The organism is Sporosarcina sp. HYO08, assembly GCF_001563475.1.
GTDB lineage: Bacteria > Bacillota > Bacilli > Bacillales_A > Planococcaceae > Sporosarcina.
Genome location: NZ_LPUT01000027.1, coordinates 79,505 through 97,520 on the forward strand (window position 1 = coordinate 79,505; position 18,016 = coordinate 97,520).

At 42.9% G+C, this 18,016-nt stretch carries 16 protein-coding genes; 9 read left to right on the top strand and 7 right to left on the bottom strand.

The genetic code is table 11. The features are described from left to right. Positions 1-8 precede the first annotated feature (8 nt). Positions 9-3,095 carry an efflux RND transporter permease subunit gene (locus AU377_RS09660; RefSeq protein WP_067407414.1) on the top strand — a complete coding sequence of 1,029 codons (3,087 nt, stop codon included), beginning with the start codon at positions 9-11 and terminating at the stop codon, positions 3,093-3,095. A 197-nt stretch (positions 3,096-3,292) separates the two neighbouring features. Next, entirely contained in the window at positions 3,293-3,715 is a 423-nt protein-coding gene (locus AU377_RS09665; RefSeq protein WP_067407883.1) for a VOC family protein, read from the top strand. An 82-nt stretch (positions 3,716-3,797) separates the two neighbouring features. Here AU377_RS09665 and AU377_RS09670 read toward each other — a convergent pair whose 3' ends face one another. Then, positions 3,798-4,640, bottom strand: a complete 843-nt coding sequence (locus tag AU377_RS09670; RefSeq protein WP_067407416.1) for a TrmB family transcriptional regulator — start codon at positions 4,638-4,640, stop codon at positions 3,798-3,800. Between the two features lie 208 nt (positions 4,641-4,848). Between AU377_RS09670 and AU377_RS09675 the strand changes: the two genes are divergently transcribed. After that, positions 4,849-5,757, top strand: coding sequence for a DMT family transporter (locus AU377_RS09675; RefSeq protein ID WP_253724463.1), 909 nt, complete (start codon positions 4,849-4,851; stop codon positions 5,755-5,757). Between the two features lie 49 nt (positions 5,758-5,806). Here AU377_RS09675 and AU377_RS09680 read toward each other — a convergent pair whose 3' ends face one another. Further along, complete coding sequence (locus AU377_RS09680) at positions 5,807-6,259, bottom strand: DUF2269 family protein (RefSeq protein WP_067407418.1); 453 nt, start codon at positions 6,257-6,259, stop codon at positions 5,807-5,809. Positions 6,260-6,593: 334 nt separating this feature from the next. Further along, a complete protein-coding gene (locus AU377_RS09685; RefSeq protein WP_067407420.1) occupies positions 6,594-6,992 on the bottom strand; it encodes a hypothetical protein in 399 nt (132 codons plus the stop codon). 165 nt (positions 6,993-7,157) lie between these two features. Here AU377_RS09685 and AU377_RS09690 point away from each other — a divergent pair, with 165 nt between their 5' ends. The 6 genes from AU377_RS09690 (at position 7,158) to AU377_RS09715 (ending at position 14,186) form a co-directional block, all read left to right on the top strand. Then, positions 7,158-7,484: a nucleoside triphosphate pyrophosphohydrolase gene (locus AU377_RS09690; RefSeq protein ID WP_067407422.1), complete on the top strand. Its 327-nt coding sequence runs from the start codon at positions 7,158-7,160 to the stop codon at positions 7,482-7,484. Further along, positions 7,477-9,897, top strand: a complete 2,421-nt coding sequence (locus AU377_RS09695) for a DEAD/DEAH box helicase family protein (RefSeq protein WP_067407424.1) — start codon at positions 7,477-7,479, stop codon at positions 9,895-9,897. The genes AU377_RS09690 and AU377_RS09695 overlap by 8 nt, the downstream gene beginning before the upstream one ends. 93 nt (positions 9,898-9,990) lie before the next feature. Beyond that, positions 9,991-10,521, top strand: a complete 531-nt coding sequence (locus AU377_RS09700; RefSeq protein ID WP_067407426.1) for a GNAT family N-acetyltransferase — start codon at positions 9,991-9,993, stop codon at positions 10,519-10,521. Between the two features lie 69 nt (positions 10,522-10,590). After that, positions 10,591-11,865, top strand: a complete 1,275-nt coding sequence (locus AU377_RS09705; protein ID WP_067407427.1) for a sensor histidine kinase — start codon at positions 10,591-10,593, stop codon at positions 11,863-11,865. Between the two features lie 2 nt (positions 11,866-11,867). Further along, positions 11,868-12,752: a response regulator gene (locus tag AU377_RS09710; RefSeq protein WP_067407429.1), complete on the top strand. Its 885-nt coding sequence runs from the start codon at positions 11,868-11,870 to the stop codon at positions 12,750-12,752. A 159-nt stretch (positions 12,753-12,911) separates the two neighbouring features. Next, positions 12,912-14,186: a cation:dicarboxylase symporter family transporter gene (locus tag AU377_RS09715; RefSeq protein WP_067407431.1), complete on the top strand. Its 1,275-nt coding sequence runs from the start codon at positions 12,912-12,914 to the stop codon at positions 14,184-14,186. A 163-nt stretch (positions 14,187-14,349) separates the two neighbouring features. On the opposite strand, the gene AU377_RS09720 is transcribed toward AU377_RS09715, so the two are convergent. From AU377_RS09720 to AU377_RS09735, 4 genes are all read right to left on the bottom strand, one after another. Further along, positions 14,350-14,853 (bottom strand): DUF1648 domain-containing protein, encoded by a 504-nt coding sequence (locus AU377_RS09720; RefSeq protein WP_067407433.1) that lies wholly within the window; start codon positions 14,851-14,853, stop codon positions 14,350-14,352. A 126-nt stretch (positions 14,854-14,979) separates the two neighbouring features. Further along, a complete protein-coding gene (locus AU377_RS09725) occupies positions 14,980-15,990 on the bottom strand; it encodes an iron ABC transporter permease (RefSeq protein ID WP_067407435.1) in 1,011 nt (336 codons plus the stop codon). After that, positions 15,987-16,997 carry an iron ABC transporter permease gene (locus AU377_RS09730; RefSeq protein WP_067407437.1) on the bottom strand — a complete coding sequence of 337 codons (1,011 nt, stop codon included), beginning with the start codon at positions 16,995-16,997 and terminating at the stop codon, positions 15,987-15,989. Before AU377_RS09730 ends, AU377_RS09725 begins: the two co-directional genes overlap by 4 nt. Before the next feature lie 88 nt (positions 16,998-17,085). Continuing rightward, positions 17,086-18,012, bottom strand: coding sequence for an iron-hydroxamate ABC transporter substrate-binding protein (locus AU377_RS09735; protein ID WP_067407439.1), 927 nt, complete (start codon positions 18,010-18,012; stop codon positions 17,086-17,088). Positions 18,013-18,016 lie beyond the last annotated feature (4 nt).

Sequence of the window (18,016 nt, forward strand, 5' to 3'; positions counted from 1 at the left end):
GTGTAAGAGTGAAAGGTTTAGTCAACTTTGTCCTTGGCAATAAATTAGCCGTTTGGCTACTGACCATTATTATAACTGCATCGGGTATTTATTCCGGGACACAAATGAAAACGGAAACGCTGCCGGATATTTCGATTCCATATTTAATGGTGATGGACGTTTATCCTGGCGCGACGCCTGAACAAGTAATGAATGAAGTTTCCATTCCAATTGAAAGAGCGGTAGACAATTTAGAACATGTCAAATCTGTTTACTCCAATTCTTTTTCCAATATGTCTAGTATTCAGGTGGAGTATGATTATGGCATTGATATGGATGAAGCGAAGCGGGCACTGGCATCCGCGTTAGATGATTTAACGTTGCCTGAGGGCGCTCAGGAGCCGATCATCACGGCGATTAGTATGAATATGATGCCAGTCGTTGCGTTAAGTGTTAGCAGCACAACGGAAGATATTGTGGAATTAACGTCGACAGTAGAAGAAATCATTCTTCCGAAAATCGAAAAAATCGATGGTGTTGCGTCTGCAACGATCTCAGGCCAGCATATTGAAGAAGTGGCGCTTACGTATAACGAAGCAAAAATGGCTGCACTCGATCTAACGGAAGATACTGTGAAGCAAATGATTCAGGCGAGCAATATGGCCGTTTCACTCGGTCTCTATGAGTTTGAAGCAGGTGAGCAAGCCGTCGCGGTCGATGGGAAGTTCATGACCATTGAGGAATTAAAAGGTATGCTCATCCCTGTAACACCGACAGCGTCTCATCCGGCACCATTTGTAAAGTTAGGCGATATTGCAAAGATTGACGTCATTGGAAAAGTGCAATCCGTCTCCCGAACAAACGGTGAAAATGCGATTGCGATTCAAATCGTCAAAGGCCAGCGTGCGAATACAGTAGACGTTGTGAATGACGTGAAAAAGTTGATCAAAGCAGAAGAAAAAGCGATTGACGGGTTAGTCATTGATGTATCGCTTGACCAGGGTGAACCGATTGAACAGTCGGTATCGACAATGGTTGAGAAAGCGTTATTTGGTGGACTCATCGCGATTTTTATCATTCTATTATTTTTGCGTGATATTAAATCAACAATTATTTCGATCGTTTCCATTCCAGTATCGATCTTCATGGCGCTTTTGCTCCTGCACTGGTTGGATATTACGCTCAATATTATGACACTCGGGGCGATTACGGTTGCGATCGGACGTGTCATTGATGATTCCATCGTTGTTGTAGAAAACATCTATCGACGATTACATTTGAAATCTGAACCATTAAAAGGCCGTGCGTTAATTCGTGAGGCAACGATTGAAATGTTTAAGCCGATTATGTCGTCTACGCTTGTTACGGTAGCGGTATTTGCGCCGCTCATCTTTGTTGGCGGGATGGTTGGCGAAATGTTCATGCCATTTGCGTTAACGATGACATTTGCACTCGGCGCATCATTAATCGTCGCGATTACGATTGTACCAGCGCTTTCACACTTCCTCTTTAGGAAAAAGCTATACCGTGAGAGGTCAAAAAGCCGCCATAAAGAAACAGGTGCACTCGCCAATTGGTATAAAGGCGTTTTAGGCTGGACATTGAACCATAAAGTCATTACATCAATCCTTTCGATCGCATTATTAGCCGGAAGCTTGGCGTTGACGCCGCTCATCGGGTTCAGCTTTATGGGCAGCGATGAAGAAAAGGTGATGTACATCACGTACACACCAGGAACGGGCGAGCTGCTGGATGAGACGTTAGCGAACGTTGAAGTTGTCGAAAAAGAAATGTTAAAGCGCAATGATATTAATATTGTACAAGTTTCTGTGACAGACGAAGCAGATCCGATGACCGCAATGATGGGCGGCGGAACGAATGGTGCGCTCATGTATCTCATTTTCGATAAAGACATGAAAGACTTCCCAGAAGTGAAAAAAGAGATTCAAGACTATGTACTCAATATCGATCAATCCGGCGAATGGAAAAGCCAAGACTTCGGCGGAATGTCTATGTCGACCAATGAAATTAGCTATACGCTTTACAGTGAGGATTTAAATAAGCTGAGTGAAGCTGTCGCGATGGTGGAAGACATCATGAAGGACAATAAAGGGATCGAAGATGTTTCCTCCAGCGCAGAAGATGCGTACGTACAATACACATTCAAAACAACGCAAGACGAGTTGTTAAAATATGGATTAACGACAGGGCAAATTGTCATGGCACTTCATCCATCCAGAACAAAAGAAGTGTTAACGACGATTGAGAAAGACAGTCACACATTAGAAGTCATTGTGACACAAGAACAAGCGAAAACACCGAAATCAATCGATGATGTATTGGCAACGGAAATTCCAACAGCGTTTGGTACACCGATGAAACTTTCGGAGCTTGTAAAAGTCGAAAAAGGGTCCACATACAACACGCTAAGCCGCAGTAAAGGGGAATATTACGCATCCGTTTCAGGGAAGCTGATTGATGCGGATATTTCAAAAGCGACGGCAGAAGTGGATAAAGAAATCGACAAATTGAAGTTGCCAAAAGGTGTGGCAGTTGATACAGCGGGTGTTGCTGCGGATATGGAAGAGACGTTTACGCAGCTTGGTATTGCGATGATTGCAGCGATTGCGATCGTTTACTTCATTCTCGTTGTGACATTCCGTGAAGGGGTTGCGCCATTTGCGATTCTCTTCTCCTTACCGTTTGCAGTCATCGGTTCGTTTGTTGGATTACTCATTGCAGGGGAAACGATTTCGGTATCGGTCATGATGGGGCTACTCATGTTAATCGGAATTGTCGTCACGAACGCGATTGTCCTTGTAGACCGCATTGTCCGCATGGAACGAAGCGGTATGGCGATGCGTGAAGCGGTACTAGAAGCAGGTGCAACACGTCTCCGTCCGATTCTCATGACCGCTATTGCGACAATTGGTGCACTCGTGCCGCTTGCGATCGGTACAGGGCATGGCGGCGGTTTAATCTCGAAAGGCCTCGGGATTACCGTAATGGGCGGATTGGTCAGTTCGACATTGCTCACATTGATCGTCGTACCGATCGTGTATGAGATTTTGTCGAAGATGTTTAAGAAAAACCGAAAAGATATTGTAGAAGATTAGGAAAAAGCCTTGCAAGACAAGTTCGTCTTGCAAGGCTTTTTGGGAATGTGAGCGTTTTTAACATGAAAATTGAATTCCGTTGACGAACTAATGTTCCACGCTGTAAAGTATATTTACGGCAATAATAGTTGGTGATTAATGCCAGTTGGTGTTAGCTAAGTAACATAAATAAATTTGAACGAGGGAGCTGTTGAATGATGTCAATTAGTTTGAACCCGTATTTAATTTTTAACGGTAATGCGAGAGAAGCGGTCGGTTTTTACGAGAAAGCGCTTGGCGGGAAAGTAATAGGGATCATGACGTTCGGAGATATGCCGGCGAACCCGGATTATCCATTGTCGGATGACATGAAGGCTCGTGTGATGCATGCGCACTTAAAGGTCGGAGAAACAGATCTGATGTTTAGCGATACATTTGAAGGCATGCCTTATGAGCCAGGCAATACGATTACGATGGCCATTCACCCGAAAGAAGAGGCGAGAGCCAGAGAAATCTTCGCCGCTTTGGAAGACGGCGGACAAGTCATCATGCCTCTTCAGAAGACGGACTGGAGCCCTTTGTATGGGCAAGTAAAGGACAAGTTCGGCATTACGTTCCAAGTGAACGTCGCAGCAGAATAACCGCAGAATTCCAATAAAAAGAAGTAAGCCCCTTCGCTAACTGGTCGTAAGCAAGGGGTTTACTTCTTTTAGGTTATGAACCTCATCCTTTATTCACCAATCCCAACTTCGCCGCAAAGCTATAACCCGAAGGACCAAAGTTGAATCGCTTCCGCAGGTCGACCAAGTTTGGTCCAAAACTTGCTTCCAGTGTTTCACGATGGGCGACTAACATTTCATGGATATACAAATCGTGGACAATGACTTCCGTGATCGGCATGACGAGGCTCGGGTGCATCGTCCATGCAGCGCGGCTATCATCGCCGAGCGAGACGATTCCTGCCACGACTTCATGGTCATCGACGCTCAATATGATCCACCGGCCGCCGTACTCTTCCGTAATTTCTTCGCTCGCATCATGCGGGTAAATTTGTCCGAAGTCAAAAGTAATTTCTCCGTAAGAGACAACAAGCACTTCAACGCCGCTGTTTGCCGCTTGGCGTAATTCTTCTTCTATTTCCTCCGCGTCTTCTCTCCAAATTTCAATAAGAATCCGTTCTTTGGCACTTTTAATCACTTCCTTGACGCGGCTCATAATGGCGTCTCTTCCAGAGATATTCCAAATGTTTTCGCGGTTTAAAGACAAGTAGGAGTAATTTTCTAATGCCTTTTCGGCCATTTCAAACGAAATTTTCGCCCTTTGTTTTTTCATGTTAATTAATTCTTTCGGCGGCACTGGGGAATAAAGCGCCGTATTTTCATGGCTCATCATCACTTCACCGCGCTCTACTAAGCCGGCCAACACTTCGTAAATTTTGGAACGGGGTACCCCTGAACTAAGTGAAATGGCATAACCGGAAAGCGGAGATTTTTCTAATAAAGCAAGATAAGCCTTTGCCTCATACTCCGTAAAATTAAGCTCTTTTAAAATTTTTATTGTATCCATTATCGGAATCCTCCTGCGTTCTAGCCTCTAACCCTAACCTCTTTTATTATAACAATAATTGCTATTGACAGAAAATAGTGTGGCGTTGTAAGGTAGTAGCTACACATGTAGCCCCTTTTTGATTTTTATGTAGTCGCTACAGGGGTAACTACTAAATTATTTAAATATTCAGGAGGTGCGAAGAGTGAATACAGTCGTTGAAAAAGGTATTCGAAGCGCGCAAGCAAAATCAACCGTTAGCAAAATTAATTATTATTTATGTGGCGCCATTATTGCTGTGCTCATTTGGAGCACCTCTTTTGTCGGCACGAAAATGGCCTACGCTTCCTTTCCGCCGCTGACGCTCGGTGCGGTGCGTTTTCTCATCGCAGCTGCTGTTTTGGGGATCGTAAGAATGGTCATCAAAGAGCAAGTTGTCAAACCAACGCGTAAAGACTTAGGCTTGATCGCTTTAAGCGGTTTATTAGGCACGACAATTTATTTTGCCTTGGAAAATATCGGATTGGATTTAACGTCCGCATCGAATGCGGCGCTCATTATTGCATCTTACCCTGCCATTACGGCATTGCTTGAATTTATCTTTTATCGCACGAGAATTTCTTGGGTGAAAGGTCTCGGAATTGCGGTGGCTATTTTCGGTATTTACCTCATTTCGGGCGGTACACAAGGTGGGCAAGGTGAACAGGAATTATTCGGAAACTCCTTATTAATCGCAGCTGGCGTCGTCTTTGCCCTTTATACATTCACAACACGAAAAGTCGTTTCGAAGTACTCGATGCTGACGATTTCCTACTACCAAATGTTAATTGGTTCCATTGCTTTCATTCCGCTTGCATTTTTTGAAGTAGATCGCTGGCAAATCCCGACGAGTGGGTCTATGCTAATGGTCGTCTATTTGGGTATATTTTGTTCCGTTATTGCTTTTTTCCTTTATAACTTGGCGCTGCGCAATTTGTCTTCCAGCACAGCCGTCGCGCTCATGAACCTCGTACCGGTATTCGGTGTATTGTTGTCGGTGGTCGTACTGAACGAAGTATTGAGAGGCGGACAATACATAGGGGGAATTATTGTTCTTATTGGGGTTGTGTTAAGTGTGAGGGAAACGAAGACAAGTTAAATAAATAGGGTGCCGGACATTGGGTTCTTGTCTGGCGCCCGCTATGCATTTAAAACGGTTTTGTAACCATTAAAATAATCATGACAATTGCAATTCCATTGGCATAGAGCAATGCGGCATCGGCTTTTTTATTCAACAATAAGACTTCCTCGGGAATGGAAGTGCCTTCTGATTGCTCCAAAAGTGTTGCGGCCATTTGAGCGTTCTTCCCGGCTATGCCAATGACCAGCACTTGGGCGAGGACATAGAGTGCGATCGAGGCAATATACCATCCAGTAGAAAACAAATACGGATGCAGCATGCCCATGAATAGCCCAGTGGCGAGCAATGTCAGACTTCCCACTATCACTACTTTTTCAATAGCAGCCATTAATGCATTGATCCACAACATCTGTTCTTTCGTTTTCGAGAATCTAAAGAGGATCGGAAAGATAAAAGCCGGCCCCAGCCCCACAACAGCCGCCATAACATGAACCAAAACAACCGCCCCGTACAATGTCACATAAATTCCCCCTGTTTTTTCGAACTTACTGTATCATATCGTTAATCATTCGATTCGATTGGGTGAACAACGGCTTTTTTCGCCTGGAAACAGTTGAAACGATGCAAACTGAGATTGCCTAAAATAGGCTTTCACACGTCCATCGTCACCCAAGGCTATTTATCAGTGAAAAAGCATATGAATGATTAAGAAACCCATATAAGGGGGGAATCGCATTGCGTTATTTGCTCGGTTTAGCTACGGCAGTTCTCTTTACATATATTCATATCGTTTTGAAAGTTTTTTTCAAAACGATCGTGAAGTCATATAGAAAATCTGCACAGCGCCGCTAATGTTAAGCGCGGGATGAAGTTGGAGTCCAATGGATGACTTTGGATTTTAAGTCTTCAAATGCCAATAAATGATGGTAAATCTCCGCAGAAAAAACACCATCTGCACCTTCTAGCCGATCATAATCGTAAAATTCATCGATCAAAAAATCAATGCTTTCCGTGATCACCTGCTTTTTGCATATTCCCTCAAGCCGGCCTTCGTATAAATCATTTTCATAGTGTTTCATCCATTCGATATACTCAAAACGTATGGCTTCGTAATCATCGATGTATGGATGATCATAATCGTTTGATGAACCTTCATATTCCTCATAACAATCATCCGAACAAAACAAGACACCTTCACAATTCACGCGCTTTTCGAAGCCCGGCTTTCTTTTACAATTTTTACAACGTTTCATGAGAAACTACCTCTCTCCTTGTTTTTTCTCTTTCATACGGACAACATACATACGTGTATTTTATTTTTCTACGCACTAGGATGTCTGGTCACTGACACCCGGTGTTAAAGGAACATTTATGTTAAAGTGAAAGAAGCATTACTTTCTACGAAGGAGGAAATTCACATGCCGATTTATAATAAACTCGTACGGGATCGCATCCCTGAAATTATTGAAAAAGCTGGGAAAGAATTGACTACTCGCATATTAGCTGAAGAAGAGTACCTCTCTGAAGTTCGTAAAAAAATGCACGAAGAATTGGCTGAATATGAAGAAGCTCAAACAAATGAAGAATCAATTGAGGAATTGGCTGATTTACTAGAACTCATTTATGCTGCTACTAAGTGCCACGGTTCAACAATTGAACAACTAGAAGCGATTCGTGCGAAAAAAGCCGAAAAGCGTGGGGGATTCAATGAACGAATTTACTTACTGGAAGTAAAAGATGACTGAGTTACGGCTCATTACGTCACAATTGGTCAATGAACTGAGAAAGCTGACAGAGACAGCCGATACGATCTATTGGATCATTGCATTTGCGATGAAGTCCGGTGTGCAACTTGTTTTGCCAGAATTAAAAAAAGCTGCAGAACGCGGGGCGGACATTAAGATCTTGACGGGGGATTACTTGTCTATTACGGATCCAGATGCGCTTGAATTATTATACAAGGAACTGCCAGAAGCGGAAATCCGTCTTTTTGAAAGCGGCGGTACAGCCTTTCATCCAAAAGCTTACCTATTTAAATCATTGGAGGATGCATTTGTCATTGTTGGTTCTTCCAACTTGTCAAAATCAGCTTTATCGACAGGAGTGGAATGGAATCTATACGCCCCTTCAAAAGTAGATGCATCATTATTTGAAACAGCAGTTTCGGAGTTTATGAAATACTATTTAGCGCCGAATACGAGACAGGTGAATAGCGAGCAAATTCAACAATACCGGGAAAAATATGAGGAAACGAATACGCAGTTTCCATTAAGTGTGAAATGGGATGCCCAAAATGAAGCGGATATGATGTTTGGTCATCAAGATTCACAAATGGTCATTGAAGAAAGCAAGGCATCCTATATAACAAAGTTGACGCCTCGTCCTGTCCAACAACTGGCGCTAGAGGCGCTATATGAAACAATGGCAGAAGACTACGATAAAGCATTGGTCGTACTGGCAACGGGGCTTGGAAAAACCTATTTGGCGGCATTTTTTGCCGGAAAGTTTAAACGCGTCTTATTTGTCGCGCACCGGGAAGAACTGTTACATCAAGCGAAAGAGTCATTTCAACATGTGTATCCGAATAGAACAACGGGTATATACAACGGATTCGCAAAAGAAAGCGATACAGATTTTGTCTTCGCGTCTGTCTACACTTTGGCGGCTGATTACCACTTACAGCGTTTTCAGCCGGACGAGTTTGATCTGATCGTTATTGACGAATTTCACCACGGGACAGCTTCGACATATGCCCGTATTTTAGCTCATTTTCACCCGAAGTTTTTATTGGGAATTACCGCTACGCCTGATCGGCTTGATAATAAAGACGTTTACAGCTTATGTGATGGAAACGTCGCCATTTCCATTCACTTCATGGAAGCGATTCGGCAAAACTGGCTGTCGCCTTTTGTTTATTACGGTGTCTTTGATGAAACGGATTACAGCCAGCTGCGTTGGCGAAACAATCGCTATGATGAAGAACAGCTTCTGCAATTACAAATTCGCGAAGAATATGCCGAAGCAGTATTAAATGCTTGGTTAACGCATCGCCAAAGCCGGACGATTGGATTTTGTTCTTCTGTTAAACAAGCGATATTTTTAAGTGAAACTTTCAATCGAAAAGGCTATCGTACGATTCCTTTGCATGGGGATTCTGATCGGAACATTAGGAATGCTGCGAGAGAAAGGCTTGAAAATGGGGAACTCGATATCATCTTTACAGTTGATCTATTTAATGAGGGTGTTGACATTCCATCCGTCGATACATTGCTATTTGCACGGCCAACAGAATCATTGACAGTATTCACGCAACAAATTGGCCGGGGTTTACGTGTAGCTGACGGGAAAACGCATTGTGTCATCATTGATCTGGTCGGAAATTATCGAAACGCGAACAATAAATATCGTGTCTTCACGGAAGATGGAGAATTGCCAAGAAACATCAATGCAACAGCATTTACTTTGCCGGAGAACTGTGCGTTTCATTTTGATATAGCGGTCGTCAATATGCTAGAAGAAATGAAGCGAAAACGTTTCCCGCGAAAAGAACAATTACTTGAAGCGTATGAGCAGCTGAAAATAGAGATCGGAAGGCGCCCGACATTATTGGCATTTCATTTAAATGCCAATGCAGATTCAAAAGCGATCCGGCAAGAATTTAAATCGTATCCTGCATTTCTCGATTTTGCAGGTGAGTTAAATGAAGTGGAGCAAGAGGTGCTTCGTGCGTACGAAGATTGGCTAATTGATGTAAGCGGGACAAACATGGCAAAAAGCTATAAAATGGTTGTTTTGTTGTACATGCTTTCCAAAGGCCCGGCAAGATGGTTTGAACCTGTTTCACCCAAGGAAGTCGCACCGTTTTTCCATTCGTATCTAACATCGAAAGCTTATCGAATGAACATCGACTTCTCGGATAAACAAAGTAAAGAGCTCCATGAATATAATGAAACAAAAATTGCCAACCTCATCGCTCAAATGCCCATGACAAAGTGGAGCGGAGCGTCGAAAGGGCTCATTCAATTCGACGATGATGTATTCGATATTCAAATCGAACCGCGCTTTGAGCATCAAAAGATATTGTTCAATTGGACGAAGGAAATTTGTGAGTATCGATTGCATGAGCATTTTGAGAGGAAAGGTTGGAAAAATAAATAATCTAAAACACTACATTAACTGAGCAGATGGCAAACAAATCTTTTCTCTTTTCCCATCTGCTTTTAATCATGTCGTAAAAAGGAGAAATTTCATATGAACATCCAACAAGAACAACCCGAACATTACACAGAAACAGAAAAAATAGTCAAAGTAGCATTCTTAAATGCGGAGCATAGTGATGGCAAAGAGCATTTACTTGTAAAACGCCTCCGAAGTGCAGATGCCTTTATTCCTGAACTTTCTTTAGTGGCAATCGACAAAGCGACAGAACGGCTGGTGGGACATGTTCTGTTAACCAAAATCGAAATAAATGACGGTGACCGACGTACACCTTCGCTTGCATTGGCGCCTGTGTCGGTTTTACCTGACTTTCAAAACCAAGGCATTGGCAGTTCGTTGATCAAGACAGCGCTTGTAAAGGCGGCAGGGCTCGGCTATGAATCGGTTGTCGTATTGGGATATCCGGCATACTATCCGAAGTTTGGCTTTAAACAAGCGGCTGCATGGGGTGTTCGAGCACCATTTGACGTGCCGATTGAAGCATTTATGGCTTTGGAGCTTGTGGACGGTGCTTTACAGGATGCAGCCGGCGTTGTTGCCTATCATCCTGCATTTTTCGAGTAATACATGTTAATCGATCAAGCCGTGCTATACTTTTAATAGTAGGTTGTTAAGAACAATAGGAGAAGTGCTATGTTAAGTAAGCGTTTACTATCAAAAGACCATAAAGTGGATATAGTAGCTTTGCTGTTAACCGCTTTGTTAACAGCGGTTGCAGGGGAATTTAAATTCATTCCGTTTTATGGGGAGTCGTTTCGTTTTAGTCTTGGCAGTATTACGTTTTTTCTGTTGCTGCTTATCCGTCCATCCGGCTCCCTTCCGTTGACAGGGTTTGTGACGGGCCTGACCGTCTTTTTATTTCGGACGGCTGTTGATCTGGCGACAATATCTACTTCATTTGTAGAAAGTTATTTGCATCATTTGCCTACTTTTCTTTATTACATCATATTTACGTTCGGTTTTCACATCGTTCGGCTGGACAAGTATCGGGCAGCGCCGCTTTTGTTAGGCGTATGGGGTGCGCTTTTTGAATTTGCCGGGAACATCGTAGAAAACTTAACGCGTATTTGGATGCTTCACAATCATAGCCTTGTGTGGAGTGAATGGGCACTCATTGCTGGGGTTGCGATGATGCGCAGTTTCTTCGTTGTTGGGTTGTACAGTTCAATCATGCTGTCAGAACAGAAAAAACGTGTGCAAGAAATGCTTGGGATCGGTTCCGACCTGTATGCTGAGTCGCTTTATTTACAAAAGTCGATGAATCATATTGAACAAGTGACGGCTGCGAGCCATGATTTGTACCGAAAGTTAAAGCAAAACAATTTGCATGCATTGAGTGTGCAAGCGCTTGCGATTGCGCAGGAAATTCACGAAGTGAAAAAGGATTCGCAACGGATTCTGTCGGGCTTGTCTAAAATTACACAAGACAATAGTAAAGATCTATTTCTACTATCGGATTTGCTTCACTTTGTTGTTTCATCTAACGAAAAGTACAGTGAGCTGTTGAAGCGGAAAATAGAATTTCGATTGGAAATGTCGGCCGATTTTGAGACGAATCAGCATATTCCACTCTTAGCTTTACTAAACAATGTAACGGCGAATGCAGTGGAGTCAATTCAAGAGGCTGGGCGCATCGATTTGAAAGTGTCTGAAGCAGCGGATCATCTCTGTATAACGATTCGAGATACCGGAAAAGGGATTCCAGTGGAAGATGTACCGATTATTTTTGAAGTCGGGTATACAACGAAATTTAACGAACAAGGCGTAGCGGCTACAGGCATTGGCCTTTCCCATGTCCGGCAAATCCTTCAGATGCTGGAAGGGGACATTCGAATTGAAACGCCAGAAAAAGGAACCGTTTTCCATATTCGGATTCCAATCCATATGATCCAAAAAAGGGGGGATTGAGCATGCGTTATTTTATCGTGGATGATGATTTGGTATGCAGGCGCATGCTTGCACAAGTCATTACAGAGGAAAATCTTGGTTTTGTTGTTGGGGAGGCAGAGAACGGTGTCAAAGCAATTTCTTTGGTTTTGTCTACACAGCCGGACGTCGTACTTATCGATTTTTTAATGCCGGCACTTGATGGGATTGAAACGATGGAACGGCTGAAAGGTCAAGGTTATAAAGGGCAGTTCATCATGATTTCCCAAATTGTCAATAAGGAAATGGTTGGGGAGGCGTATGAAAAAGGCGTAGAGTTTTTTATCCATAAGCCGATCAACCGTATGGAAGTGCGCAGTATTTTGGCAAAAACGGGAGAAAATCATCGGCTGCAACAGTCACTTCAAACGATTCGTGATTCACTTGCGCAAATAGGTACAGGAACTGACGTGCCAAAGCGGCGTACCGTAGGTGAAATTGTTCGCTCGATTTTGGGTGATATGGGGATCGTTGGGGAAGCGGGCAGCGATGATATTGTGATGATGATTGAGTATTTAATGAGTCGGCCCAAGCGATCGATGCAATTACCGCCTTTAAAAGATTTGTATGAGGCGATCGCTGGGAAGATCGAAAGCGCTGATGTTGTGAAAGAAAGTAAAGCGATTGAGCAGCGAATCCGCCGCACGATCGTAGCAGCCGTCAACAATCTCGCTTCGATGGGCATTATCGATTATACATCGTCCGAATTCGAGTATTATGCACCGCGTTATTTTGATTTCCAAGATATTCGTACACGGATGAAACAAATTGAGGACGATCTTCCAACACCGGCACGCGTTAAAATTAATATTCGGAAATTCCTTCAAGTGCTTTATATTGAGACGGAAGAGAAGTTGAGACGGAATTGAAATAGGATTCAAATTATTCTGTGTGCCACTTTTGAGATGAAACAACTTTCAAACGAACTTGTCGGATTACATCGGATTCGGTAACTCCCTCTTATACTAGTGGAAAGAATCAAAACGAAAAGAAAACGCTTTCAAAAGTGAAGAGAGGGAGGCAGTTCTATGAAAAAGAAATTTAAATTTCCTTTAGCGTATCAAATACTTGTTGGTTTAATATTAGGTATTATCGTCGGGGCAGTATTTTACGGTAATCCCGCAGTGGAAACGTATTTACAGCCGCTAGGTACAATCTTTATCAATATGATTAAAATGATCGTCGTACCGATTATTGTTTCAACACTCATCGTTGGTGTTGCAGGTACTGGCGACTTGAAGCAATTAGGGAAACTTGGCGGAAAAACAATGCTTTACTTCCAAATCATCTCATTAATTGCGATCATTGTTGGGCTATCGGCGGCAAACATTTTCAAACCGGGTGAAGGCATCGACATGTCGACATTGGCGAAAGGCGATATCGATTCTTATGTCCAAACGACTGAAAGTGTACAAAACGAAGGGTTCATGGACGTGCTTGTCGGTATCGTGCCAAGCAATATTATTCAGTCAATGGCATCAGCGGACATGCTGGCGGTTATTTTCTTCTCCGTTTTATTCGGATTAGGGGTTGCGTCGATTGGTGAGCGTGGCAAGCCGGTTTTGGCATTTTTCCAAGGTGTTGCGGATGCGATGTTCTGGGTCACAAACCTAATTATGAAATTTGCGCCAATTGGTGTATTTGGTTTAATCGGTGTAACAGTATCGAAATTTGGTTTAGAATCACTCGTACCACTTGGTAAATTAATGATTCTTGTCTATGCGACGATGATTTTCTTCGTTATCGTCATCCTTGGCGGTATTGCGAAATTCGTTGGTACAAGTATCTTTGCGATTATTAAAGTGTTGAAAGATGAACTCATTTTGGCCTATTCCACGTCAAGTTCTGAAACAGTATTGCCAAAGTTGATGGAAAAAATGGAGAAGTTTGGTTCTCCAAGAGACATTGTGTCGTTTGTTGTGCCGACAGGTTATTCCTTTAACTTGGATGGTTCGACTTTATACCAAGCATTGGCAGCGATTTTCATAGCCCAAATGTACGGTATCGATCTAAGTATTACGGAACAAGTAACACTTGTATTAGTCTTGATGGTTACATCTAATGGGATTGCGGGTGTACCAGGCGTTTCCTTCGTTGTATTACTTGCAACGCTTGGAACAGTCGGTATTCCACTGGAAGGACTTGCGTTCATCGCGGGTGTTGACCGCCTGCTCGATATGGGACGCACGGTTGTTAACGTGCTCGGAAATGCTTTGGCTACAGTTGTGATGGCGAAATGGGAAGGTCGCTTCCAAACGGAAAGTACAAGTGAAAGCGAACATGATCCAGTTACGGTTAGCTAAATCAGATCATTGGACAGATAAATTGAATCAATTATTCTTCTAACGAGTAGATAAAATGAAAGACAATAAAAATAGCGCCCTTGCCCTGAAAGTGCCTTAACTTCTGCAAAATACGCAGAAATACGGCAAATCGAACCCTTTGCTGTTCGATTGGCAATGGGCGCTATTTGTGCTTAAACGATCGTACGATGAAAAAGACTATGGAAGCAAATAGTGTAAAAAGGAAAAATGGCATAAGCAATTTACCAGGCGAATCCGCATTGCCAAGTGCTATTTGTACGATTTGATAACTTAAGCTGACGAACAACAATACACATTGATTTTTAACAACATTGATCAACAGAATGGAGTTTTTATATTGAAATTCGACGTTGTTTTTGTTGAGATTCATATAATTATGCCATTCCGGATGCTTTTCTAAAAAAGATAAAAATAGGGCAAGAAATCCTGAAATGATAGGGAGCAGAATGAGTTCCCATTTAGAGCCCCAGCGGTCGACTTCTCCTAGTGCATTAAAATGGGCAGGTACTTGATCAGGCAGTTTGCTCCAAACGACAATTATATATGCGATGCTGCCTAAATAAGCAATGAGTGCCACGAGATCAAAGACTTTTGCAAAAGCATTTTTAGGGATGGATAGGATCGGTTTGTTTTGCAAATTACTCATCCTTTCTTTTATGTACTTTACGAACAGGAGGTACGAAAGTTTCAACGGAGCACAATGTGGAGTTGTACAAAAAGAAGGTGAAAACCATGAGTAAAACCGCATCTGCCTCATGCGATGCGGTTTTACTCATGATTTTTTCATCAACAAATACATAAAATACGGAGCGCCAATTAACGCTGCCATAATACCAGCCGGAATGCCATCAGGTTCGACAATATTTCGCCCGACAGTGTCCGCAAGTAACAAAAGCCAGCCACCAATGAGGATTGCAAGCGGCAAATAAAGTTGATTGCGCGGGCCGACAAGGGCTTTTGCTAAATGAGGAGCCATCAAGCCAATGAATGCAATGCCGCCTGTTACTGAAACGGCAGATGCGGCTAAAGCGACGGCTGTTAGCAGTAACACGATGCGTTCGCGCTGAAGGGAAATACCAAGACCGATTGCTGCCGGTTCGCTTAAGCTTAGCAAATTCAAGCGATTGGCTCTATAAAGCGTAAATGGAATGAGAACGACAAGCCAAGGAAGAATTGCCCATATGAAAGGCCAATCGGCTCCCCAAATGTTGCCGGCGAGCCACTTTACGACAAAATCGACTTTGGCACGCTCCGCAGAAGAAATTAACACAATCATTAAGCCAGATAACGCCATGGCGAAACCAATCCCGACGAGGATAAGTTGTATAGGTTGAAGCCCTGTTTGGCGGTTATAGGAAAACGCATAGATGAGACAGACAGTTACAAAAGCGCCCAGAAACGCAACGACTGGCAGCATATAAGCGAAATTCTCAGCCTGGATCGGGGCAAATAAGAAGAACAACGCAACGGCGGCACCAGCACCGGCATTGATGCCGATAATGCCGGGATCTGCCAAGTCATTCCGTGTAATCCCTTGTAAAATAGCCCCCGATAAGGCGAGTGCCATGCCGGCTAAAATGGTAATAATAATTCTTGGCAAACGTATTGAAAATAACACAAATTCTTCTTTAAACGTCCCTTGTCCGACTAAAGTCGGTAATAGTCTGTCATAGGAAAGTGATGCATAGCCCATTCCCATTCCGATTAAAGCCGTTATGACGATCAGGAAAATGAGCAACCAAAAAAGGAGGCGTTGTTTTTTCACTAAAGTTGGTTGTATCATGTAAATGCTTTGCCCCCTTTTCGGACGATAAATAGGAAAAAGGGCAATCCTAAAACAGCCACGATTGCAGCAACAGGTGTCTCGTACGGCGCATTAATTGTCCGTCCGACTGTATCGGCGGCGAGTAAAAAAGTAGCGCCGACAATGGCCGACATTGGAATGATGAAACGGTAATCTGTGCCAACGATCGCTCGGACGATATGCGGCACCATTAGTCCGACGAAAGCCATATTGCCGGCAAGTGCGACTGCAGCGCCTGCTAGCAAGGTAATGATGATAAATAAGACTATTTTAATGCGGATCGTATTTTGCCCTAAGCCAACAGCGGTTTCTTCACTTAAGCTCAAAATGGTAAGCTGTCGTGCTAACAAAAGTGCAATGATCATGCCAATACTAGTAAATGGTACGATGATTTGAAGTTGTCCCCATGTTGTACCAATTAGCCCGCCGGCTGTCCACATCGAGACATCTTTGGACACTTTGAAATAAATACCGATTCCATCTGCGATCGCATATAAAAAAGCTGATACAGCTGCACCAGCAAGTACGATTCGGAATGGGGAAAAACCGCCTTTTCTCATCGCGCCTAAGCCGAAAACCATCCCGGCACTAATCATCGCGCCAATCATACAAGCAATCATAATGCCGAAATAATTTGTCGCTGGAAAAAGTGCAACTGTAAAAGCCAATGCCATGTTCGCGCCGGCTGTTAGACCAAGTAATCCAGGGTCCGCCAGCGGATTTCGCGTCATCCCTTGCATAATAGCACCGGAAACGGCAAGTGCCGATCCGACGAAAATGGCCGCAATTTCGCGCGGCAAACGAATTTCACGGATCAATAAAACGTTATTGCTGCTCGCATTTGAATTAAGTGCGAGTGTAATATCCCTGATCGAAATATCTGCTGCTCCAAAGATCAGCGAAGAGATAAATATCGCTGCAAAAACGACAAGGGCAGCAATCAGCTTCAAGTAAAATGGGATTGAACGATTATTGTTATGTGACATTTATTTTCCTCTCTAATCGTCTTCCTAATTTAAAGTGTACGGCGAAATCCTTGCTTTAGGGATTCCTCCGTACAGGTCATTCGGGAAATTATTTCCCGAGAAATTTTTCCTTAAAGAAATCTAATTGAAGATCTAGTGTAACTGGGTCATTAAAGTAAAATTCTTTCGCATTCACTTCAAAAACTTGATCATTTTGAACGGCTGGAATGTTTTGGTATGTTTCGGTTTCGGTGAAGGAGTTATCTGTATCCGGGTTTTTACTGAAAATAACATAATCGCCGGCAAACTGCGGCAGCACTTCGAGTGAAAGGGCATAATAGCCATCTTTTAACGCCATTTCTTGTACTTTTTCAGGCATTTTCAAGTTCATTTCTTGATATAAAATTTCTGTTCCTCGTCCCCAATTATCCCCAAAGACGTAGAGCTGCTTATCAAAGTTTTCAATTACAGAAACTGTTGCGTTTTCTCCGATTTTTGCACGGATTTCATCGCCTGCTTTTTTCGTGCGTTTTTTAAAATCATCCACCCAAGCTTGTGCTTCTTTTTCTTTGTTTAATAGTTTGCCAATTTCAATATGCTGTGTGAGGTAATCGACTTTTCCGTATGTATACGTTACAGTCGGCGCAATTTCTTTTAACTTATCAATATTATTAATCGTTGAAAGGCCGATAATGAGATCGGGTTCCAGTTCAAGGATTTTTTCCAAACTTTCATCAGACACTTCTTCAACGTCTTTCAATTTGTCATCGAAGCGAGGGTTCATTTTTGACCAAGCATCTACACCCACGAGATTGACGTCTAACGCCATAACGTTACCAGCGAAAGTAGAAAGTACGACAACACGTTGTGGATTTGCTGGTACTTCAACAGGACCATTTTCTGATTCATATGTAATGGTATTGGATGAAGTTTCATCCGTTGCTGTTTTACTGTCCTGCTTGGAGGCGCTATTCCCGCTGCAAGCGCCCAGAACGAGCACAAAGAGCAGTAGAAATGGGATTATAAGTTTTTTCATCGGT

Excerpts from the sequence above, each read along its gene's own strand:
- AU377_RS09665 (WP_067407883.1), top strand. The coding sequence starts at position 3,293 with ATGTCAATTAGTTTGAACCCGTATTTAATTTTTAACGGTAATGCGAGA.
- AU377_RS09670 (WP_067407416.1), bottom strand. The coding sequence starts at position 4,640 with ATGGATACAATAAAAATTTTAAAAGAGCTTAATTTTACGGAGTATGAG.
- AU377_RS09685 (WP_067407420.1), bottom strand. The coding sequence starts at position 6,992 with ATGAAACGTTGTAAAAATTGTAAAAGAAAGCCGGGCTTCGAAAAGCGC.
- AU377_RS09690 (WP_067407422.1), top strand. The coding sequence starts at position 7,158 with ATGCCGATTTATAATAAACTCGTACGGGATCGCATCCCTGAAATTATT.
- AU377_RS09695 (WP_067407424.1), top strand. The coding sequence starts at position 7,477 with ATGACTGAGTTACGGCTCATTACGTCACAATTGGTCAATGAACTGAGA.
- AU377_RS09700 (WP_067407426.1), top strand. The coding sequence starts at position 9,991 with ATGAACATCCAACAAGAACAACCCGAACATTACACAGAAACAGAAAAA.
- AU377_RS09705 (WP_067407427.1), top strand. The coding sequence starts at position 10,591 with ATGTTAAGTAAGCGTTTACTATCAAAAGACCATAAAGTGGATATAGTA.
- AU377_RS09710 (WP_067407429.1), top strand. The coding sequence starts at position 11,868 with ATGCGTTATTTTATCGTGGATGATGATTTGGTATGCAGGCGCATGCTT.
- AU377_RS09715 (WP_067407431.1), top strand. The coding sequence starts at position 12,912 with ATGAAAAAGAAATTTAAATTTCCTTTAGCGTATCAAATACTTGTTGGT.
- AU377_RS09720 (WP_067407433.1), bottom strand. The coding sequence starts at position 14,853 with ATGAGTAATTTGCAAAACAAACCGATCCTATCCATCCCTAAAAATGCT.
- AU377_RS09725 (WP_067407435.1), bottom strand. The coding sequence starts at position 15,990 with ATGATACAACCAACTTTAGTGAAAAAACAACGCCTCCTTTTTTGGTTG.
- AU377_RS09730 (WP_067407437.1), bottom strand. The coding sequence starts at position 16,997 with ATGTCACATAACAATAATCGTTCAATCCCATTTTACTTGAAGCTGATT.
- AU377_RS09735 (WP_067407439.1), bottom strand. The coding sequence starts at position 18,012 with ATGAAAAAACTTATAATCCCATTTCTACTGCTCTTTGTGCTCGTTCTG.